Source organism: Myxococcus sp. MxC21-1 (genome assembly GCF_032612255.1).
GTDB classification, from domain to species: domain Bacteria; phylum Myxococcota; class Myxococcia; order Myxococcales; family Myxococcaceae; genus Myxococcus; species Myxococcus virescens.
On record NZ_CP123278.1, the window covers coordinates 8,389,893 to 8,411,702 of the forward strand.

The window sequence follows — 21,810 nt, forward strand, 5'->3', positions numbered from 1 at the left end:
TCAGGCGGGCTCCCACGTCCCGGCGAAGGCCGTGTAGCGGCGCACGTTGAGCGTCAGCGCCCGGTACACCTGCGTGTCGGGCGTCAGGTCCACCACCTCGCCGCCCTCGGGCACCGTCACGCGGTCGAAGTGCGCGCCCTCGAACCAGCGGTGCGGCTGCACCTCCACGACGAAGCGGCCGCCCTCGTCGAGCTCCGCCGCGATGGGCACGAAGTCCACGCGTTGCAGCTCGACGGGCGGCGGAAAGTCCAGGGCCACCCGGAACGGGACGTGCGTCTCCTGCCGGGAAGCGGTTCCTTCCAGAATCATCGACCGGCCTCCCAGCGCCGCCCCCTCCGCGCCCAGAGCCCGGGACGGCGGCTGGAGCAGCAGCGAGAAGGAGCGCGCCAGCCCGGCGATGCCCGGCGAGCGCCCCAGCTCCCGCACCTCACCCGCCTCCGCCAGCAGGTCGAACACCACCTCGCGGTCCCACTCGCCCAGCACCGTGCCGCCGGAGAAGAAGTGCCCGTCGTGGGCGTGCGCGGTGGGCAGCAACCACTGTCCCAGCCGTCGCAGGACGCGCGGCGCCGAAGCCGTGGGCTCCAGCGGCGAGGCATTCTCGAAGATGTAGATGGGCCCCAGCACCATCACCCCGGACGAGAGGCGGATGCGCCAGCCCGTGTCGGTGGTGAACTCGCCGAGCGATTCCTCCCCGGGTGCCTTCGCGGTGCGCAGGCCCATGCGGAAGGTGACGCCGCGGCCTCCCGTGCCGGAGAGACCACACGCGGACGCGCCTCCCACAAGCGCGGTGCCCAACATCCACGTGAAGGCGCGGCGGGTGGAGTGCAGCGGGGACGTCATGGCGAGTCCTCCTGGAGGTCCAGGTGCAGGGTGAGCGTGCCCATGAAGGTGCGGGGCGCGCCCGCGGTGAAGTGACGGGTGGCCATCAGCGATGGGGGCGCGTCCGGACCGCGGAAGTTGGACACGTAGTTGAACTCCGACTCGCGCCAGCGCGTGTCGAGCAGGTTCTCCACCGACAGGCCCACCTCCACTGCCTTCCACCGGGCCCGTGTGCCCACGTCGAACAGGAAGATGGGCGCGCTGTAGCGGTCCAGCGGCAGGGGCCGAGGGCCAATGGCGCTGTGCCCCAGCGCCACGTTCCAGTCCACCTGCTGCCCCGCGACGCGGGTGGTGCCTCGCAGCGACGCATCCACGCGGCCCAGCAGCTCCGGGATGTAAGGCATCACCGTCCCATCCCACAGCTTCCACGCCGAGGCCCCGGGCACCGGCAGCGTGGCGCGCGCCCAGGCCAGCGAGGCCTGGATGTCCACCCGGTCCCGCAGCGTCCCGCGCGCGCTGACGAAGGCGCCCAATCGCTGCGATGCACCCACGGGCTGGTTGCGGCCCACCGTCTCGTCGAACACGAAGTCCTGCGACACGCGCGTGGCGAAGAAGGCGCCGCGTGCCTCCAGCGCCAGCGGCCCGTCCAGCCGCCAGCCCAGTCCCGTCTCGCCCGAGGCCACGCGGGCGTAGGGCGCCAGCTCCGCGTCGGACAGCGCGGCGGCGTCGCTGGAGCGCGCGCCCAGGCCCGCGCTGGTGAGCCAGGTGAGCCGGGGCGTCAGGCGAATCTCTGCGGAGGCGCGCGGGCTGGCGAAGAAGCCGTAGGCCTCCAGGGACTCGTCGGGGAGGCGGGGACCATCGCGGTCCTCGGTGGGCCGGTTGTGGTCGTCCACGCCGAAGAGGAAGGTGTCCAGGCGCACGCCGCCGCGCAGGGTGAGCCACGACACGGGGGCGACTCGCAACGAGGCGTAGGCCCCGAGGTTCGTGGTGCGGACCTGGTTGTCGAAGACGGTGGCGTAGGGCACACCACCACTGTCCCTCAGTCGGCGCGAGCGCGTGCGCACGTCGTCGTAGCGGGCCACGTAGCCAAGCTCCAGCGGCTGCGGCTGTCCCAGCAGCATGAGCCCCGGCGTGTAGCGGCCTCGCAGGCCCATGGTGGAGCCGCGGTAGTACCCTTCCGTGTTGTCACCGCGCTGGCGCTCTCCGTCCGGCGGGGCGGTGTCCAGCAGGAAGCCCGTGAAGTTGTCGCGGATGCGCGTCTGCCGCAGGATGACGTAGCCCTGCTGGACGAAGCGCCCGCCGCGCTTCAGCCGTGACTGGAGTTCAGCGGAGAGGATGTGGCGCTGCCCCGCCCCGCCCTGGTTGGGGCCGTAGGAGCAGAAGAACTGCGAGTCCGAATCTGGAGCGCACGGCATGCGGGAGTCCACCACGTCCGTCTCCCGCACCACGCCCGGCGATGCGAAGCGCGAGCCATAGCTGGTGCCGAACAGGCGCAGCCGTGACTCGTCGCCGACGCGCAGCTCCACCTGCGCCATGATGCCCGCGTTGGCATAGGAGCGGTTGGGGCCGAAGCCGTGGCCCTGACGCAGCAGCAGTCCCACGAAGGTGGCTTCACTGGCCTCCGGCGGCCCCCAGAGCAGGGACAGCCGCCGCGCGGCGTAGCTGCCCGTGGAGAGGGACGCGGTGAGTCCGCGCCGCGCCAGCCCGAGCTGATACTCCACCGTGCCCGCCACGCCGAAGTCGCCTTGGGATGGGTCATAGGGCCCCTCGGTGACGCGCAGGGACTCCACCAGCTCCGGGATGATGAAGTACGTGTCCGCGTAGCCGTGGCCGTGCGCGTGGGACACTTCGTTGAGCGGGACGCCGTTGAGGCGCAACTCCACGTCCTTGCCCTCTCCCGCGTCGAAGCCTCGGATGTAGATGCTCTCCGCGTGGCCCTCGCCGCCGTGGTTGGCCAGCATGACGCCGGGCGCCAGCAACATCAGGTCGGACGCGGAGCGGCGCGGCACGTCCGCGAGCTGTCCCACCGGAATGTGGAAGTCACCCACGGCGACCGGCGGCGGTGCCTGGGAGGCGCCACGGACCGTGGTGGAGAAGGATGGTGGCTGCGGCGCCACGGGCCCGAGAAGCTCCGAGTGCTCCGTCCCAGAGGCGCCCCGGCTCGTCCCCGCCGACGCGGCTGGCGGGCTTTCCGTCCCCGACACGGCGCCACCTGGGGCACGCGCATCTCCCGAATCGTGCGCCACCGCCACGCCCGGAGGCGTATCCGCCGCGTCATGTCCGGAAGCCACGGGCTCGATGTGGTGGCCATGCACCGGCGGCACGAAGGTGACGGGCACATCCACCCGCACGTCGATGGCCTCCTCGCCGCGCCGTGCCGGCTGGAACCGCCAGCGCAGCGCGGCATTCATCGCGGCGCGATCAAACGCCACGCCAGCGGACTGCCGCACCTCCACCTGGGACACCTCGCCCATGCGGTCGATGGTGAGCCGCAGCAGGACGGTGGCGGGCACCTCGGGCGGAGGCACCTCCGCGGGCAGCACGGGCCCAGGCGCATCCAGCGGAACGGGTGGAGTCACAGGCAACTCGCCCGTGGCGCTCAGCACGCAGAGCACCAGAGTCGGAATCCACACGGGTGATGACCTCACTAGGTTCCGGAGCGGCCCGCCCTGGGGCGGAATTCATGCATCCGGGCTGCATCCACATCCCAGATACACCACGACCCGATTGACTCGCAACCATGTTGCAATTAACTACTTATTGCATGAACACGGAGCGGCGGAAGTCCCGGAAGTGGTGGTGCGCGACCCTGGTGGTCTGGGGCCTGGCGGGCACGGCCTGTGACAACGTGGCCACGGGCGACGTCCAGGTCTCGATGAGTGGGGGTGATGGCACGCAGCGAGGACTCCCGGACACGCTCTTCCAGGATGGCTGGTCCATCCAGTTCACCCGCTACCTGGTGTCGCTGGGCGACGTCACCCTCACCTCCGCGTCTGGTGAAACCCACAGCAGCAGCCGCCACGTGCTGGTGGACGTGCAGAAGGGCGACATTCCCCTGGTGGAATTGACGGGCGTTCCGGCGGGCCGCTGGGACGTGGGCTTCCGGGTGAGCCCGCCCGAAGCGCGCACCGAGCTGGCGGACGGGCAGGTCTCCGAGGAGGACCTCGCGATGATGCGCGAGCGCGGCTTCAGCTACTTCGTGGAAGGCCACGCGACGAAGCAGAACGAGCCCGTGCTGCGCTTCCGCATGGGCTTCCCCGTCAACGTGTTGATGAACAACTGCATCAACGGCGCGGACGGAACGCAGGGCATCATCGTCCCCGAGGGCTCCGTGGCCCGGCCCGAGGTCACCATCCACGCCGAGCACATGTTCTACGACCGGCTGGGCACACACCGGGGCGTGCAGCTGCGCTTCGAGGCCATCGCCGCCACCGCGGGCGAGGACCACGTCATCACCCCCGAGGGGCTCGCCACCCAGGAGCTCACCGACCTCCGGGGCCGCGACGGCAATGAGCTGCGCGACGCCCAGGGCCAGCCCGTCATCTACCAGCCTGGCGCGTTCGACGTGCGCACGCTCCAGGAGTTCATCACCCAGAGCGTGGTGGATCAGGCCCACCTCAACGGCGGCGGCGTCTGTACCGTGGTGAAGTAACGGCGCGTCACGCCGTCATGGGCGCGGGGAGGTCCCCGCGTCGCTCGCACCGCCGGCGGGCAACCGCGCGTCCGCCCGCCGGGGCAGGCAGAGCCGGAAGGTGGTGCCCTCGGCTTCCGAGGAACGGACCGTCAGCCGCCCCCGGTGTGCCTCCACGACGGACCGGGCGATGTAGAGCCCCAGGCCCAGGCTGGAGCGGGCCCGCTCCCGCGAGTCCTCGCCCCGTTGGAAGGGCTCGAACAGGTGCGGCAGCAGCGAGGGAGGGATGGGCGCGCCCTCGTTGTGGACCTCCAGGAAGACGGCGTCCGGCTTCTCCCAGGTGGCGAGGCGGACGGCGGACGGCTCCGGGCTGTACTTCAAGGCGTTGTCCAGCAGGTTGGCCACCACCTGCCCCATGCGCTCCAGGTCCCAGACGCCGTGCAGGCTGTCGCGTGAGAAGTCGCACCGGATGACGCGGCCCGGCCGGGCCACCTGCAGCTCGTCCACCACCTCGCGGCACAGCTCGTTGAGGTCGCCCGCCCGAGGTATGACGGGGATGCCGCCCCCCAGCCGCGAGCGGGTGAAGTCCGTGAGCAGGTCCACGATGTGCTGGATGCGCTCGCCGCTGCGCGCCACCCGCTCGAACGCCTTCTGCTGCGCTGGCTCCAACGCGCCACTGGCGAGCTGACTCTTCGCCGTCGTCAGCACGACGGAGAGGGCGTGCGGATGTCGTGGCCGACGATGCCCATGAGCTGCTGCTCCAGTTCGGAGGCCCGCTGCGCCGCTTCCTCGGACCGGCGCCGCTCCGCGAGCTCCACCGCCTGCCGCTTCACCTGCTCGCCGCGAAGGTGCAGCGCCACGAAGACCTGCACCTTCGCGCGCAGGATGTCCGGGTCCACGGGCTTGAGCAGGTAGTCCACCGCCCCCTGGGCATAGCCCCGCGTGACGAAGGCCGCCTCGCGGCTCAACGCGGTGATGAAAATGATGGGCAGGTAGCGCGTGCGCTCACGCGCCCGGATGAGATGCGCCGTCTCCAGCCCATCCAGTCCTGGCATCTGCACGTCCATGAGGATGCAGGCGAACTCTCCTCGCAGCAGCTCACGCAGCGCCTCCTCGCCGGAGCGGGCCAGCACCAGCTCCTGGCCAAGCGGCTCCAGGATGGCTTCCAGGGACAGCAGGTTGGCGGGCGTGTCGTCCACCAGGAGGATGCGCGCGCGCGGCGCGTCCTCACCCGGGGCGTCTCGAATAACGGAAGGCGGCATCGAATCCAGGTGTGAGGTGGGAATACGCGGCCCCGCTGGCCGAGCCATCCGGGCCTGACCGATGCGAGCCACGCTCCGACAACACACCCCGGGGCCCTCACGTTCCAGCCCCCCAGGTGCACGGGCCCTGAAACCCAGCGGGTGGCCGGCGGCGAACATGCCACCGGCCTCCCACCCAGCACCTGGTAGCAGCCGTCAGGCCTGCGGCGGCTCACCGCGCTTGGCGGCGACTTCCTTGCGGACCTGCTCCATGTCCAGGGCCTTCACCTGCTTGAGCAGGTCCTCCAGCGCGGCGGCCGGCAGCGCTCCGGGCTGCTCGAACAGGAGAATCCCGTCACGAAACACCATGAGCGTGGGAATGGAGCGAATCTCGAACGCCCCGGACAGCTCCTGCTGGGCATCCGTATCAATCTTCCCGAAGACGATGTCCGGATGTTTGTTCGAGGTCTGCTCGAAGATGGGTGCGAAGGCACGGCAGGGGCCGCACCACGACGCCCACCAGTCCAGGATGACGATGCCCTCCTTGGACACCGTCTCCTTGAAGTTGTCCTTGGTGATTTCGACCGCCGCCATCAGGTCCTCGCTTTCAACGAACGTCCAGGAGCTCCACCTCGAACAGCAGGGTGGAGTTGGGGGGAATAACGGGCGGGAACCCTCGCGCGCCATATCCCATCTCCGGCGGGATGGTGAGCTTGCGCACGCCGCCCACCTTCATACCGGCCACGCCCTTGTCCCAACCCTCGATGACCTGCCCGGCGCCCAGGCGGAACGTGAAGCCCTGGCCCCGGTCCCGGCTGCTATCGAACTTGGAGCCGCTGGTCAGCGTCCCCACGTAGTGCACGGTAACGGACTTGCCGGCCGTTGCTTCCGTGCCGGTGCCCACCTTCACGTCTTCCACATTCAAACCCATCCAACGCTCCTCTGACCGCGTGAAAGGACGGCACCTTAGCGCGACCTCGGCGCCCATGCCCCCCTGGAAAACACAGCGGCGCGGGCCCGTTGGCTACCGGGCACCGCGCCACCGATTCCTGCTCAAACCACCTGGGGCTTCATCTTCGCGTCAGAAGGTACCGCCGATGCTGACCGTGCCCTGGTAGCTGCCGCCTCCCTCGAAGTCACCGCCGCCCGGGTCGATGCCCGGGGCGAAGTCCTTGTCGAAGAGGAAGTTGTAGTTGGCGCGCGCGTCCACGACGAAGTGGCCGACGTGGCCTCGCAGACCCAAGCCCGCGGGCACGTTGCCCACGGTGTCATCGCGGTACCCCAGGGACTCGCCGCCCCGGAAGTTGTAGTCGTTGATGCCGATGCCGCCCAGCAGGTACGGCTGCCACGCCGTGGGCGCGATGCCCAGCGTCAGGACGGCCTGACCACCGTTACGCACGAGGTCCGGTCCGCTCGCGCCCGTCTCCGCGTGGCGGATGTTGTTCAGCGCGCCCGTGTAGCCCAGCTCGAGGCCCAGCACCTTGGACGGCTTGATGGCGGCACGCACGCCCGCGGTGGCACCGGGGCTGAGCTGCGGAGCCAGCGCGCCGGTGTAGCCCTCCACACCACCGCCCAGCATCACCGAGAGGCCTTTGATTTTGTCCTTGTCCTCGCGCTTCTCCACTTCCATCGGCTCGGCGCGCTCGGCCGACGGCTGGAAGTTGGAGGAGGCGGCGTCGTGGCGATGCCGCTACCGCCCGTGGCGTCCTCCGGGGGCGGGTACGCGGACTCCGGCTCCGGGTAGACAGGCTCCGAGGAAGGCTGCCCGCTGCCGCCCGTGCCCAACGGCGGCGCCGGCGGCACCACGAGCTGCTCGCTGTCATGCGTGCCCTGGGGCGCGGCGGGAGGCGGTGTCATGGACTCCTGGCCGCTGCCGCCCATGCCCTGCTGGCCCACCGGCTCGCAGCGGACGGGCACGTTCATGTAGACCTCGCCCTGCGCGTTCGAGGGCTGCTGGCCGCTGCCGCCGATGCCCATGCTGTCCTGCGACTGCTGACCGGAGACGTCGGGAACGGGCTCCGTCTCCAGGATGATGGTGTCGTCCTCCTGCAGCAGGTCATCACCGCCCAGGTCTTCCTGCTGTGTCTGGGCCACCATCGCGTCCTGCTGGCCCTGGCTGGTGCTGGCCTGCGGTGGCGGGCAGTCGCCGTCATTGGCGACAGCAACGCCTCCGTACATGAGCGCCGCAACGGCGCCCGCCAGAATCTTCGCTTTCATCCATGCCTCCATCGTCGAGTGGCAGACATGAAGGTTGTTTCCCGCGCGACGTCCGGCAAGGCGCGGAGACGGCACTCACCCCCGGGGGTAATTGCCCGGGGGGCAGGCCACCGGGCGTGGAGGACTGCCCACACCTGCGCGATGCGGGCAGCGGATGGCAGCGTGCTACCCCTACCGCATCCACTCCGTGCCGGTGACGACGGGCAGTTGCAACGCGCGCTCCCGGTCCAGGTCCAGGTTGCCGATGTGGAGCGACAGCGGTGACTGCACCCACTTGTAGATGGACTGCTGGAAGAGGCGGACGAACTTCTCCACGTAGCCGCTCAGCCGGGATGCCGCCACCTCCGGGAACATGGCGGTGAGCGCCTGGAGGATTTCGGCGGGCGTCAGCTTCTCACTGCCGTACAGATAGAAGCAGGCGTCGAGGATGGGGAAGGGCATCAGCTCCTCTTCGCCCACCTGGTCATGCGCCAGCTCCGGCCCCGCGGGCTTGGCGAGCACCTTGCGGATGCCCTCGTAGCCCGTGGTGTCCTGGAGGTAGTCGAGCAGGTACATCACCACCGTCTTCGGGACGTTGGCGATGACGGCCAGCGCGCCCATGAGGTCACCCCCGATGGTGGTGTAGCCCACGGACTTCTCGCTCATGTTGCCCGTCTGCAGGAAGAGTCCGCCGCAGGAGTTGCTCCAGTTCCACATGCGCTGGGCGCGCAGGCGGGCCTGGATGTTCTGCTCGGTAATCGGCGTGACGTCCTTGCCGCCCAGCATCGTCTTCGCGACTTCGCGCTCGCGCTCGAAGGCCTCGTCGATGGACACCACCTGGAAGGCCACGCCCAGCTCGCGCGCAATCGTCTCCGCCGCGTCGCGCGTGGCGTCGCTGGAGTAGCGGCTGGGCATGTAGAACGCCTGGATGAGCGAACCGGGGTTCTCCGGCCGCGCGCGCTTCGCGTAGCGGTGCGCGATGAGCAGCGTCAGCAGCGAGTCCCGTCCACCCGACAGCGCGATGCCCAGCACCTTGAAGGCGCGCGTCTTCTCGAAGTAGTCGCCCACGCCCAGGGAGAGCGCGTCCAGGATGTCCTCGCACAGCGCATCCCGCGCGGTGCGGCGCGTGTCCGGAGACGGCAGGAAGAAGCTGCGGTGGGGAGGCACCGGGTACGTCAGCGCGTCGCGCTTCGTGTGCACCACCTGGGTGCAGTCCAGCACCGGCACCGCCTGGCCGCCTTGCGCCAGCCATGACTCGCGGTCCACGCGCCGGTGGTGGCCTCGGCGCGCAGGCGCAGGGTGCGGTCCAGGTCCACCACCGCCGCCGCGTAACCTTCCTGGAAGCGCGGCGTCTCCATGACGTGGCGGCCGTTCTGGTTGAGGAAGCCGCCGCCGTCGAAGATGAGGCCGTCGTTGCTGCCCACCGCGTTGCAGTAGGCAATGGTGCACTGGTGGTCCGCCGCGCGGGTGGCGATGAGCTCGCGCCGCGTCTCCACGAAGCCCAGCCGGAAGGGTGACGCGGACAGGTTCACCACCAGCTCCGCGCCGGAGTACGTGCGCCGCCGCATGGGGCCGTCCGCGCTCCAGATGTCCTCGCACACCTCCGGGGACACCACGCCGAAGTCGAAGTGGAACAGGTAGTCCCCCAGCGGCACGCCCCGGTGGACCTCCGCCATGCCCGGCTGACCGCGGCCGAAGGTGCGCGCCTCGTAGAAGACGCTGTAGGTGGGCAGCTTCTCCTTGGGGACCAGGCCCAGGATGCGGCCACCGGCCACCACCGCCGCGCAGTTGAGGCGCAGGCCCTGGTGGGCCACGCCCACGCCCACCACGAAGACGGTGGGCAGGGACGCCGTCTCACGCGCGAAGCGCTCCAGCTCCGGCCACTGGCGGTCCATGAAGCCCTGCCACTGCACCATGTCCTCGGCCGGGTAGCCGGCGATGAGCTGCTCCTGGAAGACGCCCAGCGTGACGCCCTCCGCCGCCATCTTTCCCGCCAACGCCAGCGCCTTGTCCGTGTTCCGGGTGAAGGACCCCACGGTGGTGTTCACACTGGCAAGCCCGAGCTTCACGAGCCGCATGGTTGCTCCCGTCCCTTTCGATGACGCGTCCGGCGCGCAGCAATGCGCGGCCCGCCGGACAAGGCAAGCGCAACCCGCTCAGTTCAAGGGACCGGTGGGCCGCAGGGGCTGGAGCCTGCCGATGAGCGCCCCCACGTCCTCCAGCACGCCTTCCAGGCGCTTGCGCACGTCCAGCTCCGCCAGCAGTTCCTGCCGCCGCTCCGGCTCCGGGATGACGGCGGAGGCCACCACGTCCGCGAGCATGCCGCCCTGGGCCCGCGCGGCCACCGGCAGCAGGTTCTCCGCGAAGGACGGCGGGACGCGGCCGGCCAGCTCGAAGACGGCCTGCCGCAGCTGCTCCTCCTCGGGGCCCTCGTAGGGCACGTCCGGCAGCACCTCCGCGAGCACCTCCCGGTAGGCCTTTTCCGTCGTCAGCTCGGACGTCATGCGGATGCGGCTCACGCCCTGGAGGAGGATGTTGTAGCGCCCCTCCTCCACCTGTTCGTCCCAGACGATGACGCCCGCGCACATCATGGGCAGCATGGGCGGACGGCCCCCATAGTTGCCTTCCCAACCGGGCTCGAGCTGGGACAGCGCCAGGACGCGGTCGCCCGCGAGCGCGTCCCGGACGAGGGCCCGGTAGCGCGGCTCGAAGATGTGCAGCGGGATGACGGTGTGCGGGAACAGCACCGCCGACGGGAGGGGGAAGACCTTCAGCGCGCTGGCGGCACGCTCGATGCGTTCTTGAGCGGTCATGGGGGGCACCTTGCAGTGATAAGCCCGGTTCCCCCCAGCCGCATTCCTAACGCGCCCGGGAATGATACGCCCGGTCCCACCGCAAATGGGGCACGTGCGCTTCCAACCACTGGAGAGCCACGTGCGAGGCCTCGTTCTCCACGGCCCCCTGCCGGATGGATGCGGCGGACAAAGCGAGGACATGCCCCGCCCCCGCGATGTCCTCCGCGTGACAGCCCTGCGCGCGCAGCCGCCAGGCCAGACTCCAAAGCGGCGGCGTGGTGCCGTGGCGCCAGAAGTGCAACTCCAGGTCGCACCGAAGCGCTTCCGCCTCACTCCGGGCACGCGCGGCGGAAGAAGCGCGGGACACCTCCAGGCCGTCCTCTTCGAGCTGGAGCGCGTGCTGGACCGCGTGCGTGCACGCGACCACCTGACGCCACAAGTCCCACCCGGCCCGGGGCACGCCCACCTCGAAAGGCAGGTGGAGACAATGCCCCGGGGCCACGCCGGCGCGCGGGGAGAGCCGCGCGGGGCTCGCGTGACCGCACACCGCGTCCGTGGGGAAGCACCGTTGCATGTGCCGCCAGAACACCTGGACTTCCTCGGGCTGGATGTCCCCCTGGCGGAACCAGGCTCCCACCCGGGGCAGCGACTGGAAGAATCCCTTGAATGAATCCATTGATTTAATCATTTGATTAAACCGGTCGCGGCGTCAAGGGCGGGGGCATAGGATGACGCGGGTGCTGCGAACCCATCCGGTGGACGTCCTCTTCGCGGGCCTGTCCCGCCGCGCCCGGCTCTTCTCCCAGGGCTGGGGTGATGAGCAGTTCCTCGAAGAGGTCGCGGCGGCCGCGCCTTTCCAGCAGCGGCCTCCGCCCATCACCCCCGAGTGGAGCGCGCCCCGGCTCCAGCGCGGTCTCCAGGTCCGGGATGGCACCTTTCCGTCTCCGCTGGCCCGGCTCGACGCGGCAGCGCGCACGGCGCATGTCCGGTGGCTGAGCGCGGGGCAAGGGCCCTCACGCGGTGCCTGCGTCGTGCTCGCTGCGTCCCGTGAGGAGGGCTTCTCCCTGCGAGAGCGCATGTACGCGCCGCTCGCGCGGGAAGGCATCGACCTGTTCCTGCTGGAGAACCCCTATTACGGCCTGCGCCGTCCCGTGGGGCAGAAGGGCGGCGCGCTGCGCACCGTCAGCGACCACGTCTTGATGAACCTGGGAATGGTCGACGAGGCCCGCGCGCTGCTCGCGTGGCTGCGGAGTGAGGGCCATGCGCGCCTGGGCGTGGCGGGCTACAGCATGGGCGGCTACATGGCGGCGCTGACGGCGGCTGTCGTCCCGGAGCCGCTCGCCGTGGCGGCGCTCGCGGCTGGAGCGTCTCCCGTCCCCGTCTTCACGCAGGGGCTGCTGTCCTGGTCCATTGCCTTTGCATTGCTGGATGGCCCCCGGCGCGACGCGGAGCAGGCCCGGCGTCGGCTGGGACGGATTTTCGACCTGGCGAACCTCGCGCGCTTCCCGCCTCCGCGGCAGCCCGAAGCGGCCGTCCTGGTGGCCTGCCGACGTGACGGGTTCGTGCCCGGTGATGAAACGCTCGCGCTGCACGCGCACTGGCCCCGAAGCGAGCTGCGCTGGGTGGACGCCGGGCACGTCACCGCGCTCTTCACGGAGCGGGCCGCGCTGTGCGCCGCCATCCGGGACGCGCTATCGCGGGTGGATGCCACGACGTGAGCACGACGCGGCCCGGAGCGCGCGCATGCCTCAGTGCCGCACGCCGCTCACGGCCGCCACGGGCGACGCCTCATCCACGCGCGGCTCCGGCCCCATTGCATCTGCTGCCGTCAGGGCCGTGGCCACCGTGGCCATGAGCAGGTCCGGCCGAACGGGCTTCTCCAAGACGCGGGTGGGCACGGTGTCGATGAACGCCCGGGACTCCGGCGTATAGGCACCGCCGGAGATGAACACCACCCGCGCGGCCTGGTCCGGCGCGTGGGCACACAGGTGCTGGTAGACGGCGGCGCCGTCCGTCTCTGGCATCTGCAAGTCACACAGGATGACGTCGAAGCGGTGGCCCGCGTCCACCAGCGCCAGCGCCTCGCTGCCCCGCGTGGTGGTGACGACGTCGTGGAAGGGCTCCAGCAGCAGCCGCATGGACTGCGCGAGGCGCGGCTCATCATCCACCACCAGCACCCGGCCCCGCCGGGCCGCGGAGGGCTGAGGCAGACTGACGCGGGGCAACGGCCGCGGCGGCGTGGGTGCCTGCACGCGCGCGGGCGGCAACAGCACACTGAAGACGGAGCCCCGGCCCGGCTCGCTGCGGACCTCCAGCTCGCCCCCGTGCGCGCGGACAATCTGCTGGCAGATGGCGAGCCCCAGCCCCGTGCCCTCGCCGCTGGACTTGGTGGTGTAGAAGGCCTCGAAGATGCGCGGCAGCACGTGCGCGGGAATCCCCGCGCCGCTGTCCACCACGTCCACGCGGGCCCGGCCAGAGGCATCCGTGCTGGTGCGCACGCGCACCTCGTTCATGGACGGGTTGCCCTCCGGGATGGCCTGCATCGCGTTCACCAACAGGTTGAGCAGCACCTGTCCCAAGCGCGCCTCGCTCCCCGACACGCGCGGCACCGGACCGAACTCCTCCACCAACCGGGCGCGGTGGCGCAGCGCGTGGCTGATGATGCGCACCGCGGGCGGCACCAGCGCGTTGAGGTCCACCAGCCCCGATTCCTGGTTCCCCTGGCGGCTGAACACCTGGAGGTCCCGGACGATGAGGCGGATGCGCTCGGCGCCTTCCAACGCGCCCCGCACGCTGGCCATCGCGTCGCGCATGCCCGACATGCCGCCCTGGCTCAAGCCGCGCTCGGCGGCCTCCAGGTTCAGCACCAGGTAGGCCAGCGGGTTGTTGATTTCGTGCCCCACACCGGCCGCGAGCGTCCCCACCGCGGCTACACGTTCGGCCGCCACCAGGCGGGCCTGGAGCTCCTTGGTCGCGGAGATGTCGCGGTGGGTGGCCACGAAGTGGGTGATGTCCTCGCCCGTGGCGCGCACCGGGGACAGCAGCACCTCGCTCCACACGAGGCCGCCCTGCTTGTGCGCCAGCTTCACCTCCGCGAACACCGGCTCGCCCGCGAGCAGGGACTGCCGCGTGCGCTGACGGAACTCCGGCTCCTCCGCGCCGTAGAGCGAGCACGGGTCCTGGCCCACCAGTTCCTCCAGCCGGTATCCCAGGAGCGAGCACAGCGCCTGGTTGGCGAACACGGTGCGCAGCGTGCCTCCCGCGCGGACCTCCGCGATGAGGACGCCTTCGTGCACGCTCCGCACGGAGGTGCCCAGCAGTTGGAGCTGGCCGATGGCGCGCTGACGCTCGGTGCTCGCCGCCGCCAGCAGCAGCCCGGTGACGGCGTTGGCGGCGATGAAGAGCTGCAACACCAACAAGTCCTGCGTCAGGTCATCCGTGGCGAAGGGCCCCTGCCCCCGCGCGGTGCCCACGATGGAAGCGGCGGCGATGCACAGCGTGGCCGCCGCCGCGCCCCGAGGACCGAAGCGAAGCGCGGCCCAGGCGGACATGGGGAAGAGGAGGAAGGCGGCCGCGTGCGCCGCGCTGTGCGGCAGGTCCGGAACGAAGAAGATGGCGCCGCCCAGCACCGTGGTGAGCCCCGCGAGCACCACCGCCTCGCCGCCTCGCCGCGGCCAGGACCACCGCGTGAACAACATTAACGGCGGCGCCACCACGAGCACGCCCATCAAGTCCCCCACCCACCACACCCGCAGGCCCGCGGCCAGGGACGTCGAGGAAGCCGCCCGCCCAGCACGAGGCTCGCCACGCCCACCCATGCGCTCACGCCCAGGCACAGCGCGCCCGCTCCCGCGCACAGCGCGACGACATCGCGGATCCGCTCCAGCCTCTTGTCGAAACCCACCCACCGCAGAAGGCCCACGCCGAGCACGGCCGCCAGCGTGCTGCCCACGCCCACGCCGAGCGAGGCCACGACAGGCGCATCCCCCAGGACCGAAATGACCGACGCGCCCACGAAGACGCCGGGCCAGCGTGACACGCCCAGCACGAGCAGCGCCGCCAGGGCCACCCCCGCCGGAGCCCAGGCCGGGCTGATGTTGCCCACGATGGCCACCTGCAGCCCCAGGGCCCCCGCGAGGAGGTACACGACGACCAGGCCCAGCATCTCCAGCAGATGCCGGCCTTGGACTCCACGTACACTGGCTTGGAGCAGCCCGAAGATGACCCTTCCCCCCGACACCCGCCCGCCGACCCGGCGGGTATCCATGAAGGCCATGCTAGCCGGGGCACCGCCGGCATTGCACCTGCCCCCCGGTTGACTGGAAGGCAACCGTCCAGGAGCCGATAGGCGCAGTGCAATGGCTTCGGAACTCGCCCGTAGGGGAAGACAAGGAGGCCACCCGAACCATGTCGCGTCCCGCAATCGCAGCCCTGCTGTCTTTTCTCATCCCTGGCGTGGGGCAGATCTACAACGGGGACCTGCTCCGGGGCCTGTTCTGGCTCATCATCACCCCAGGCTTCTGGATTGGCACGGGTGGGTGCCTGGGCTGGGTGTGCCACATCGTCGCCGCTGTCACCGCCCACAACCGGGCGGAGGACAAGGACAAGTACAGAGTCACAGTCGTCTGACGCGGCCATGCGGCCCCACCGCTGACACGCGGGCGGAGCACACGGCACGCCCGCGTGTCAGGTAACCGACACGCCCAGGCCCAGGGCGCGCTCCGCCAACCAGACGCACGCCAGCAGCGCGATGGCCACCGAGCCGCCCACGACGACCGCGCGGCGGTAGAGCGGCGCCTCGCGCAAGACGAAAGCCAGGGGCAGCAACGCGGCCACGAAGGCCACCTGTCCCAGCTCCACGCCCAGGTTGAAGCCCAGCAGCGCCAGCGCGAGGCTTCCCGCGGACAGCCCCATTCCCGCCAGCACCGACGCGAAGCCGAAGCCGTGCAGCAGTCCCAGCACGAAGGCCACCGTCCAGCGAGTCCCCCACCCCAACGGGCGGACGTTGTCGAGCGCCGCCACCAGGATGCCCAGCGCGATGGCGACCGACACGAAGCGCGGCGGCAGAGATGCCCAGCCCAGCGTGGCGGCGACCAACGTCAGCGCGTGCGCCACGGTGAAGGCGGACACCACCTTCACCACGTCCCACAGCGCCGTGCCGAAATCCGAGACGGCCACCCACCGCCCGTCCGCATCACGGCGCAGGACTGAAGGCAGCAGCAGCGCGAAGAGGAAGAGCAAGTGGTCGGCCCGAGTCACGACGTGCAGCGCCCCCTCCACCGTCATGCGCTCCGCGGTGCGCCAGGGAGACTCGTCCCGCAGGCGCACCCGCGCGAAGTGCTGGGACGCGGAGAAGATGAGCGGCTCGCGTGCGCCCACGCGCACGATGCCCCGGTGAAGCGGGTCGCGGTCGAACAGCAGCGTGTAGTCCACGTCCAGCCGCGTGGCGGAGCCGGTGCAGCGCGCGTCGAAGTCCAGCACCGCATAGGCCCCGTCCGAGTGCTGCCTGATGTGCAGCCCGCGCTGGGAAACGAGCGCACAGGGCGCACCTTCCGCCCCGAGCACCAGCCGGCCGAGCACATAGTTCCGGATGTCGGCCTCCCGCGCCAGCACCTCGCCCCAGGTGATGGCGCCGTCTCCGCCCGCGTCCAACCCGAGGACGTCATCCAGGTCCTGGAGCGACACGTCCCACCGGCCGGAGATGCCTTGGCCGTCCGCCTCGATGATTTGCAGGTAGCTGTCGCTCGGCTTTTGCGCCAGGGCGGACAGGGAGGCCAGCAGGAGCGACAGCAGGGCAACGCGGCTCATGGCAGCAGACTCCGCACGCGCTCGGCCAGGAAGACGAGCCCCGGGTCCTCGCAGCCCGAAGCTTGAAGGAAGTCCAGCGCGGGCCGGGCCGCCTCCGGTCTGCCCGCGGCCAGCGCGGCTTCGATCAACAGCCGCACGTCCCATGGCTCACGCTGTGATGCCCACACGGCCTGCGCCAGCCGGAGCGCCTTCTCCGGCGCCTTCTCCACCTGGAGCGCGAAGCGGGCCTCCTCGCGCGCGAGGAGACTGTCCCCCGCAGGCGGCTCTCCTCGAACCGGCGGGACAAGGCTTGGGTGACTTCAGACGCGCGAGACGACCCGAGCGCGTTCTCCGCCAACGCGTGGCGCAGGAGCAGCCGGTCGTCCTGCGTGTGGTCCATCACCACGACGGCTGCCTCCCGCGCGCGGCCCGCGTCCAGCAGCAGGTCCGCGTAGGCCGCGCGTGCGGCGTAGTCCTTCGAATCCAGCGAGAGCGCCCGGAGGAAGTAACGCTCCGCCAGACCGACATCCCCCGCCAGCGCGGCGGCCTCCGCCAGCGTGGCCAGTGCGCGCGTGCGTGACTCCTGACTGCGCTCGCTGCGCCGCAGCGCCTCCGACAGGAGCGCGTGCGCCTTGCGCGAATGCCCCGCGAGGCTTCGTACCCGGGCCTCGCACACCGCGACCGTCAACGAAGAGGTCAACGCGGTGAGCCTCGCGCAGCTGCGGGCCGCCTCGGCATGCTCGCCCCGAGTCCCCAACACCTCCGCGCGCAGCAACCACGCGTCGACATTGCCGGGGTCCTCCTTCACCACCGCGTCCAGGTCCTCCAAGGCCGCCGGAAAGTCGCGCCGCGCGTGGTGGAAGGTGGCGCGTACCAGCCGCACGCCCGGCGGCGGCGTGGCCAGTCCCACCACGGACGCAGCGCCGCCTGCGCGCGCCCCAGGTAGCGAGGCTCCCCCAACACGCGGCTCGCCTCGATTTCCAGCCGCGCCAGGCGCAGCGCCATGTCCAACTGTCCGGCGTGCCCGGCCAGGGCCTTGCGAAGCGCGGCACGCTCGCGGGCGCGCGCATCCACACCGACGGCCGGCACGCGCGCCAGGACCTCCGCGGTGTCCCGGGGAATGAAGGGCTCGCGCTCCCCGAAGGAAGGCGAGCGCCCACAACCGAGTACCCACGCCGTGGCCAGGACCACGGCGCGTCTCACGGCGGAAGGGCGGCGGCACATCGGAGCTCGCATGGGCTCCGCACTGTACGCAGCCGTTTTTCGAATGGCGGCGGCCCGGGGACATGGGTCGCCGGAGCAACACACCGCTCAGGGTCGCCGCCCTCTACTCAACAGCGAAGCGGGACTGGAGTGCGCCCGCGCGGGCCTTCCTCCTGTTCAAGGCCGGCATCCCGCAGCGCCGCCAGCAACTCCGCCGCGGTGGCGGCCACCGCGCGCGCGCCGTGGGCCTTCAGCTCGTCCACCTCGCGGAAGCCCCAGGCCACGCCCACGCCGTACATCCCCGCCGCGCGCGCCGTGTCCATGTCGATGGACGTGTCCCCCACGAAGGCGCAGGCCGCGGGCGGCACGTCCAGCTCCGAGGCCAACGCCAGCGCCGCCGTCGGGTCCGGCTTGCGCGGCAGCTCCGGCCGCTCACCGTACACGGCGGCGAAGGAGGCTTGCGGCAGCAGGCGCGCGACCAGGCGCTTCACGAAGTCGTCTGACTTGTTGCTGAGCACCGCCAGCTTCGTGCCCTGCGCGGCCAGCGCGGTCAGCATCTCCGGGATGCCCGGGTAGTGCGCGGTGCGGTCGAAGAGGTGGTCGTCGTAGTAGGCCTTGTAGGTGGCCAGCACCGGCTCGATGAGCGCGTCCTGCCCGGAAGGCACCGCGCGGCGAATCAACTCCCGGACACCGCTGCCCACGAAGCGCAGGTACGCGGACTCCGGATGGGTGGGCAGACCGTGGTGGGCCAGCGCGTGGTTCGTCGCATCGGCGATGTCCCCCAGCGAGTCCACCAGGGTTCCATCGAGGTCGAAGATGACGGCACGAAGCAGCATGAAGACGCGTCCTTCTTCAAAAACGAAAACGCCCTGGCCACGAGGACCAGGGCGTCGCGGGGCCCCAAGGCCCAATCACCTGGAAGCTACGGAGTGGCCTTGGTGCTGGCGGCCTTCACCGCCTCGGCATCGCCCGCCGTAATCACCGCGAAGTTGATGTTGTTGTAGCCCGCCGTGGCGCAGCTGAACATCACCCGCTTGATGATGGAGTACTCCACGTCCTTGTGGGCCTGGATGTTGATGTCGCCCTTGAAGGTGTTGGCCGTGTCCTGCGCCATGGAGTGGAGGTCCTCGTACTGCTTCTTCATGTCGCGGAGCTTCTCCTCCAGCGACGGGATGTTGAGGTACTCGTCCTTGGTGAAGTCCTCCACGCGGCCAATGATGGTGCCGGAGACGCTGATCTGATCACCGGAGACCATCACCACCGGGTGCATCTCCACTTCCTTGACGTTGACCGCCTCGGGAAGCTCGATGTCCTTGGTCATCATCAGCACCTCACCCGTCGCGGAGAAGTTCGCGATGAGGAAGAGCACGATGATGATGAACATGTCGACCAGCGGGGTGATGAGAAGGTCGGAGTAACCGCTCTTCTTCGCGGTCCCGCCGTGCCCGAACACCTTGGAGTGCTGGAGCCGCTTGCCGTATCGCTTGCCTGGAACCTGAATGGCCATGACGTGTCGTGAGCTCCTTGGTCGGCTAGCCCATCGCCGCGGACACCGACACCTGGGGCAGCCCAGCGCCGATGCACTCGTCAATGATGCGGACCAGGTCCTCGTAGCGGACCTTGTCTTCAGGTTGCAGGGTGATGGCGGACTGGTCCGGCAGCTGCGCCTTCAGTTCCTTGAAGCGCGCCACCAGCTTGGACAGGTCCGTCTTGCCCTTCGCATCCTTGGTGAGGGGAATCGGATCGAAGGCGCTCTGGTCCGCGGACAGCCGCAGCTCCGTGGGCGTGATGAGCAGGTTGAGCTGGACCGTCTTGGTCTGCTCTTCCTGCTGCTGCTCCTCCTCCGTGGAGGGGCCACCCGCCTGCGAAACCTGGAGCCGGCCAATCTGGGTCCAGACCGCCGTCAGGATGAGGAAGCTGATGGTCACCGCCATCAGGTCGATGAATGCCGTGAGGTTGATAGAGGTGTCGAGCGACTTCTTGCCGCCTTTGCCTCCACCTGTGTCCATTCCGCCGGCCATGGCGTTCTTCTCCTTCGGCCGCGCTCAGTGAGCGTCGGTGAGACTGATGGGAGCGCGCCGCGCGTCCCCACATCCGTGGGGACAGGACAGCGCGCCCGGACTCCGGGTTCCCGAAGGACTGCCTACTCCTCGTCGCGAGCCGCCGTGGGGACGTTCAGGTTCTTGAACTTGTCCTTGTTGGCCACGATGAGGTTGAGGACGGAGACGCTGGTCTCGTTGATGTCGTTGATGAGGCTCTGCGTGCGGCCCGTCAGCACGGAGAAGGAGATCAGCGCCGGGATGGCCGTGAGCAGACCGAAGCCGGTGCAGTTCATGGCTTCAGAGATACCGATGGCGAGAATCGCCGCCTTGTCGGCCGGGTTCACGTTGGCCACGGCCTCGAAGCAGGCGATGAGACCGGACACCGTTCCGAGCAGACCGGCGAGCATCGCCGCGTTGCCGAGCATGGCGAGGTAACCGGTGCGGGCCTCGATCTTCGGCGTCTCGCGGAGGCTGGCCTCGTCGAGCGCGGCCTGGACCTCGTCGTTGCCCTTCGGAACGTTCATCAGACCGGCCTTGATGACGTTCGTCAGCGGCGTGGACTTCTGGCCGGCCACGTAGTTGATGGCCTTGTCCAGGTCACCCGCGTAGATGTGCTTCTTCAGGCCACGCAGGAAGGCTTCCTTGTTGATGGAGGCCTTGCCGAAAAGGATGATGCTTCGCTCGACCATGATGGCGAGTGCCACGATGAGGCAGGCGGCGATGGGGTACATACCCCACTGGCCGGCCTCCCAGCGCATGGCGATTTCTTCGAAGAAGCCCCGCTGAGGGCCGCCGACATTCGCCAGCACGGTCAGGTTCGTCACAGACGCCAGGTCCATCGAGTGTTGCCTCCACAGGCAGCTTGGCCCGCTCTAGCGGACCTTCCAGACCTGACGTCCCCCCGAGCGGACGGTCCACCCGGTTGGGCGGCAGGAATGGATGTTGAAAACGGTGTGCCGACTTTAGGAATGGGCGTGTGGGGTGTCAAGGTAGGGGCAGCGCCGTTAAGTGCTGAAATCTCACAGGAATTTTGCGCTGAGCCCCCTCTTGCCAGGCCGTCCTCCAAGCAGCAGCGCGGGCATTTTCGGGGGTATTCCCAAGTGCCTCCAGATGTGACACCGCGCTTGCTTCCTGGGTTTCGTCGCGCGTGTTAAGGCCGGATTCATGGCGAGGAAGCGCATTGGCGAGCTCCTGTTGGAGCAGCGGGCGATCAGCGTCGCCCAGCTCGAGGCGGGGCTCGCGGCTCACCGGAAATCAGGACAGCGTCTGGGGGCCACCCTCATCGCGCAGGGTGCCATCACGGAGGCCACGCTCGCGGACGCGCTGAGCCAGGCCCTGGGGTTGCCGCGAGTGGACCTCGCGGCCACCACGCCGGAGTGGGCGGCGGTGCACATGCTGCGCGCGCGCTTCTGCGAACAGCACGACTTGTTCCCCATCGCACTGGAGAGCACGGGCGGGCGCAAACAGCTCGTGGTGGCGATGAGCGATCCGCTCAACGTGACGGCGGTGGAGGAGATTGAGTTCACCACCGGCCTCAAGGTCAGCCCGCGCGTGGCGCCGCTGTCCACCGTGCGCGGCGCCATCCTCCGCTACTACCACAAGGTGCCGGTGGCCTCGCCCTCCGCCAGCCGCCCCGCGCCCGCGAGGCCCGCCGCGAAGCCGGTGCAGGCCGCGCCGCCGGTGACACGCCCCACGGCGCCGCCGTCCGAAGAGGATGACGACGAGGAGGTCATCATCGGCGAGGAGCTGCCGCCCGGCGAGGCGACGCAGCGCACGTCCCTGGCGGAGCTGATTCGCGCCCGCGAGGAGCAGAGCAGGCAGAAGCGCGGACAGGGCGGCGCCGCGAAGCCCAAGGCCGCCGTGGCGAACACGGGCGGCGTGCTGGACGACTTGGACTACCTCTTCGGACAAGCGCGAGAAGACCCCGACCGCGTCGAGGAGCTGGAGCGGAAGTTCTGGGCGCTGATGCGCATCATGGCGCGCAAGGGCCTGCTCACGAACGAGGAGTTCACCCGCGAGCTGGACGACGAGGACAAGGCCAGCGGCGAGTCGTGACGATGCGCCGGGGCGCCCGCCTGCATGCCCGGCGGGCCGAG

At 70.0% G+C, this 21,810-nt stretch carries 23 protein-coding genes and 2 pseudogenes; 4 read left to right on the forward strand and 21 right to left on the reverse strand.

Translation table 11 applies throughout. The features are described from left to right. Both QEG98_RS37650 and QEG98_RS37655 read right to left on the reverse strand, forming a co-directional pair. Complete coding sequence (locus QEG98_RS37650) at nucleotides 1-840, reverse strand: hypothetical protein (RefSeq protein WP_316564764.1); 840 nt, start codon at nucleotides 838-840, stop codon at nucleotides 1-3. Then, nucleotides 837-3,467: a TonB family protein gene (locus QEG98_RS37655; protein WP_316564765.1), complete on the reverse strand. Its 2,631-nt coding sequence runs from the start codon at nucleotides 3,465-3,467 to the stop codon at nucleotides 837-839. The genes QEG98_RS37650 and QEG98_RS37655 overlap by 4 nt, the downstream gene beginning before the upstream one ends. 116 nt (nucleotides 3,468-3,583) lie before the next feature. Here QEG98_RS37655 and QEG98_RS37660 point away from each other — a divergent pair, with 116 nt between their 5' ends. Beyond that, a complete protein-coding gene (locus QEG98_RS37660) occupies nucleotides 3,584-4,471 on the forward strand; it encodes a hypothetical protein (protein WP_316564766.1) in 888 nt (295 codons plus the stop codon). A gap of 15 nt (nucleotides 4,472-4,486) precedes the next feature. Here the strand turns inward: QEG98_RS37660 and QEG98_RS37665 are convergent, their stop codons facing one another. The 9 genes and pseudogenes from QEG98_RS37665 to QEG98_RS37705 all read right to left on the reverse strand — a co-directional run bounded on the left by QEG98_RS37665 (nucleotide 4,487) and on the right by QEG98_RS37705 (nucleotide 11,358). Continuing rightward, a complete protein-coding gene (locus QEG98_RS37665; protein WP_316564767.1) occupies nucleotides 4,487-5,158 on the reverse strand; it encodes a HAMP domain-containing sensor histidine kinase in 672 nt (223 codons plus the stop codon). After that, a complete protein-coding gene (locus QEG98_RS37670) occupies nucleotides 5,152-5,712 on the reverse strand; it encodes a PleD family two-component system response regulator (protein ID WP_316564768.1) in 561 nt (186 codons plus the stop codon). Before QEG98_RS37670 ends, QEG98_RS37665 begins: the two co-directional genes overlap by 7 nt. A gap of 195 nt (nucleotides 5,713-5,907) precedes the next feature. After that, nucleotides 5,908-6,285 (reverse strand): thioredoxin, encoded by a 378-nt coding sequence (gene trxA / locus QEG98_RS37675; RefSeq protein ID WP_090487744.1) that lies wholly within the window; start codon nucleotides 6,283-6,285, stop codon nucleotides 5,908-5,910. A 13-nt stretch (nucleotides 6,286-6,298) separates the two neighbouring features. Continuing rightward, the gene (locus tag QEG98_RS37680; protein WP_011556774.1) at nucleotides 6,299-6,622 is read right to left on the reverse strand and encodes an FKBP-type peptidyl-prolyl cis-trans isomerase; all 324 of its coding nucleotides are present in this window, start codon (nucleotides 6,620-6,622) and stop codon (nucleotides 6,299-6,301) included. 150 nt (nucleotides 6,623-6,772) lie between these two features. Then, complete coding sequence (locus QEG98_RS37685; RefSeq protein WP_316564769.1) at nucleotides 6,773-7,321, reverse strand: hypothetical protein; 549 nt, start codon at nucleotides 7,319-7,321, stop codon at nucleotides 6,773-6,775. Beyond that, complete coding sequence (locus QEG98_RS37690; RefSeq protein WP_316564770.1) at nucleotides 7,270-7,908, reverse strand: hypothetical protein; 639 nt, start codon at nucleotides 7,906-7,908, stop codon at nucleotides 7,270-7,272. The genes QEG98_RS37685 and QEG98_RS37690 overlap by 52 nt, the downstream gene beginning before the upstream one ends. A gap of 171 nt (nucleotides 7,909-8,079) precedes the next feature. Beyond that, nucleotides 8,080-9,965: pseudogene (gene nadE / locus QEG98_RS37695) on the reverse strand (NAD(+) synthase). 78 nt (nucleotides 9,966-10,043) lie between these two features. After that, on the reverse strand, nucleotides 10,044-10,700 hold the full coding sequence (locus QEG98_RS37700) for an LON peptidase substrate-binding domain-containing protein (RefSeq protein ID WP_026114049.1): 657 nt from the start codon (nucleotides 10,698-10,700) through the stop codon (nucleotides 10,044-10,046). 46 nt (nucleotides 10,701-10,746) lie between these two features. After that, complete coding sequence (locus tag QEG98_RS37705; RefSeq protein ID WP_316564771.1) at nucleotides 10,747-11,358, reverse strand: hypothetical protein; 612 nt, start codon at nucleotides 11,356-11,358, stop codon at nucleotides 10,747-10,749. Between the two features lie 52 nt (nucleotides 11,359-11,410). On the opposite strand from QEG98_RS37705, the gene QEG98_RS37710 reads away from it, so the two are divergent. Then, the gene (locus tag QEG98_RS37710) at nucleotides 11,411-12,400 is read left to right on the forward strand and encodes an alpha/beta hydrolase family protein (protein WP_316564772.1); all 990 of its coding nucleotides are present in this window, start codon (nucleotides 11,411-11,413) and stop codon (nucleotides 12,398-12,400) included. A gap of 30 nt (nucleotides 12,401-12,430) precedes the next feature. On the opposite strand, the gene QEG98_RS42505 is transcribed toward QEG98_RS37710, so the two are convergent. Beyond that, the gene (locus QEG98_RS42505; RefSeq protein ID WP_410478096.1) at nucleotides 12,431-13,504 is read right to left on the reverse strand and encodes an ATP-binding protein; all 1,074 of its coding nucleotides are present in this window, start codon (nucleotides 13,502-13,504) and stop codon (nucleotides 12,431-12,433) included. A gap of 186 nt (nucleotides 13,505-13,690) precedes the next feature. After that, nucleotides 13,691-14,958 (reverse strand): annotated as a pseudogene (locus tag QEG98_RS42510) (MASE1 domain-containing protein); the annotation flags it as partial. A 131-nt stretch (nucleotides 14,959-15,089) separates the two neighbouring features. Here QEG98_RS42510 and QEG98_RS37725 point away from each other — a divergent pair. Beyond that, nucleotides 15,090-15,311, forward strand: coding sequence for a hypothetical protein (locus tag QEG98_RS37725; RefSeq protein WP_026114050.1), 222 nt, complete (start codon nucleotides 15,090-15,092; stop codon nucleotides 15,309-15,311). Nucleotides 15,312-15,368: 57 nt separating this feature from the next. Here QEG98_RS37725 and QEG98_RS37730 read toward each other — a convergent pair whose 3' ends face one another. From QEG98_RS37730 to QEG98_RS37765, 8 genes are all read right to left on the reverse strand, one after another. After that, nucleotides 15,369-16,490, reverse strand: coding sequence for a HupE/UreJ family protein (locus QEG98_RS37730; RefSeq protein ID WP_141618260.1), 1,122 nt, complete (start codon nucleotides 16,488-16,490; stop codon nucleotides 15,369-15,371). Then, on the reverse strand, nucleotides 16,487-16,627 hold the full coding sequence (locus tag QEG98_RS37735; protein ID WP_316564774.1) for a hypothetical protein: 141 nt from the start codon (nucleotides 16,625-16,627) through the stop codon (nucleotides 16,487-16,489). The genes QEG98_RS37730 and QEG98_RS37735 overlap by 4 nt, the downstream gene beginning before the upstream one ends. After that, complete coding sequence (locus QEG98_RS37740) at nucleotides 16,615-17,382, reverse strand: tetratricopeptide repeat protein (RefSeq protein ID WP_316564775.1); 768 nt, start codon at nucleotides 17,380-17,382, stop codon at nucleotides 16,615-16,617. The genes QEG98_RS37735 and QEG98_RS37740 overlap by 13 nt, the downstream gene beginning before the upstream one ends. Further along, complete coding sequence (locus tag QEG98_RS37745; protein WP_316564776.1) at nucleotides 17,274-17,672, reverse strand: hypothetical protein; 399 nt, start codon at nucleotides 17,670-17,672, stop codon at nucleotides 17,274-17,276. Before QEG98_RS37745 ends, QEG98_RS37740 begins: the two co-directional genes overlap by 109 nt. A 128-nt stretch (nucleotides 17,673-17,800) precedes the next feature. Beyond that, nucleotides 17,801-18,508: an HAD family hydrolase gene (locus QEG98_RS37750; protein WP_316564777.1), complete on the reverse strand. Its 708-nt coding sequence runs from the start codon at nucleotides 18,506-18,508 to the stop codon at nucleotides 17,801-17,803. Between the two features lie 86 nt (nucleotides 18,509-18,594). Beyond that, a complete protein-coding gene (locus QEG98_RS37755) occupies nucleotides 18,595-19,179 on the reverse strand; it encodes an ExbD/TolR family protein (protein ID WP_090487714.1) in 585 nt (194 codons plus the stop codon). A gap of 25 nt (nucleotides 19,180-19,204) precedes the next feature. Beyond that, the gene (locus QEG98_RS37760; RefSeq protein WP_090487712.1) at nucleotides 19,205-19,693 is read right to left on the reverse strand and encodes an ExbD/TolR family protein; all 489 of its coding nucleotides are present in this window, start codon (nucleotides 19,691-19,693) and stop codon (nucleotides 19,205-19,207) included. 122 nt (nucleotides 19,694-19,815) lie between these two features. Beyond that, on the reverse strand, nucleotides 19,816-20,553 hold the full coding sequence (locus QEG98_RS37765) for a MotA/TolQ/ExbB proton channel family protein (protein WP_011556787.1): 738 nt from the start codon (nucleotides 20,551-20,553) through the stop codon (nucleotides 19,816-19,818). A 325-nt stretch (nucleotides 20,554-20,878) separates the two neighbouring features. Between QEG98_RS37765 and QEG98_RS37770 the strand changes: the two genes are divergently transcribed. Further along, a complete protein-coding gene (locus QEG98_RS37770) occupies nucleotides 20,879-21,769 on the forward strand; it encodes a general secretion pathway protein GspE (RefSeq protein ID WP_090487709.1) in 891 nt (296 codons plus the stop codon). Nucleotides 21,770-21,810: the final 41 nt, after the last annotated feature.

Bases quoted from the DNA above. Each gene is read 5' to 3' on its own strand.
- QEG98_RS37650 (WP_316564764.1), bottom strand. From the start codon at position 840: ATGACGTCCCCGCTGCACTCCACCCGCCGCGCCTTCACGTGGATGTTG.
- QEG98_RS37660 (WP_316564766.1), top strand. From the start codon at position 3,584: ATGAACACGGAGCGGCGGAAGTCCCGGAAGTGGTGGTGCGCGACCCTG.
- QEG98_RS37670 (WP_316564768.1), bottom strand. From the start codon at position 5,712: ATGCCGCCTTCCGTTATTCGAGACGCCCCGGGTGAGGACGCGCCGCGC.
- trxA (WP_090487744.1), bottom strand. From the start codon at position 6,285: ATGGCGGCGGTCGAAATCACCAAGGACAACTTCAAGGAGACGGTGTCC.
- QEG98_RS37680 (WP_011556774.1), bottom strand. From the start codon at position 6,622: ATGGGTTTGAATGTGGAAGACGTGAAGGTGGGCACCGGCACGGAAGCA.
- QEG98_RS37685 (WP_316564769.1), bottom strand. From the start codon at position 7,321: ATGGAAGTGGAGAAGCGCGAGGACAAGGACAAAATCAAAGGCCTCTCG.
- QEG98_RS37690 (WP_316564770.1), bottom strand. From the start codon at position 7,908: ATGAAAGCGAAGATTCTGGCGGGCGCCGTTGCGGCGCTCATGTACGGA.
- QEG98_RS37700 (WP_026114049.1), bottom strand. From the start codon at position 10,700: ATGACCGCTCAAGAACGCATCGAGCGTGCCGCCAGCGCGCTGAAGGTC.
- QEG98_RS37705 (WP_316564771.1), bottom strand. From the start codon at position 11,358: ATGGATTCATTCAAGGGATTCTTCCAGTCGCTGCCCCGGGTGGGAGCC.
- QEG98_RS37710 (WP_316564772.1), top strand. From the start codon at position 11,411: ATGACGCGGGTGCTGCGAACCCATCCGGTGGACGTCCTCTTCGCGGGC.
- QEG98_RS42505 (WP_410478096.1), bottom strand. From the start codon at position 13,504: ATGTCGGGCATGCGCGACGCGATGGCCAGCGTGCGGGGCGCGTTGGAA.
- QEG98_RS37725 (WP_026114050.1), top strand. From the start codon at position 15,090: ATGTCGCGTCCCGCAATCGCAGCCCTGCTGTCTTTTCTCATCCCTGGC.
- QEG98_RS37730 (WP_141618260.1), bottom strand. From the start codon at position 16,490: ATGAGCCGCGTTGCCCTGCTGTCGCTCCTGCTGGCCTCCCTGTCCGCC.
- QEG98_RS37750 (WP_316564777.1), bottom strand. From the start codon at position 18,508: ATGCTGCTTCGTGCCGTCATCTTCGACCTCGATGGAACCCTGGTGGAC.
- QEG98_RS37755 (WP_090487714.1), bottom strand. From the start codon at position 19,179: ATGGCCATTCAGGTTCCAGGCAAGCGATACGGCAAGCGGCTCCAGCAC.
- QEG98_RS37760 (WP_090487712.1), bottom strand. From the start codon at position 19,693: ATGGCCGGCGGAATGGACACAGGTGGAGGCAAAGGCGGCAAGAAGTCG.
- QEG98_RS37765 (WP_011556787.1), bottom strand. From the start codon at position 20,553: ATGGACCTGGCGTCTGTGACGAACCTGACCGTGCTGGCGAATGTCGGC.
- QEG98_RS37770 (WP_090487709.1), top strand. From the start codon at position 20,879: ATGGCGAGGAAGCGCATTGGCGAGCTCCTGTTGGAGCAGCGGGCGATC.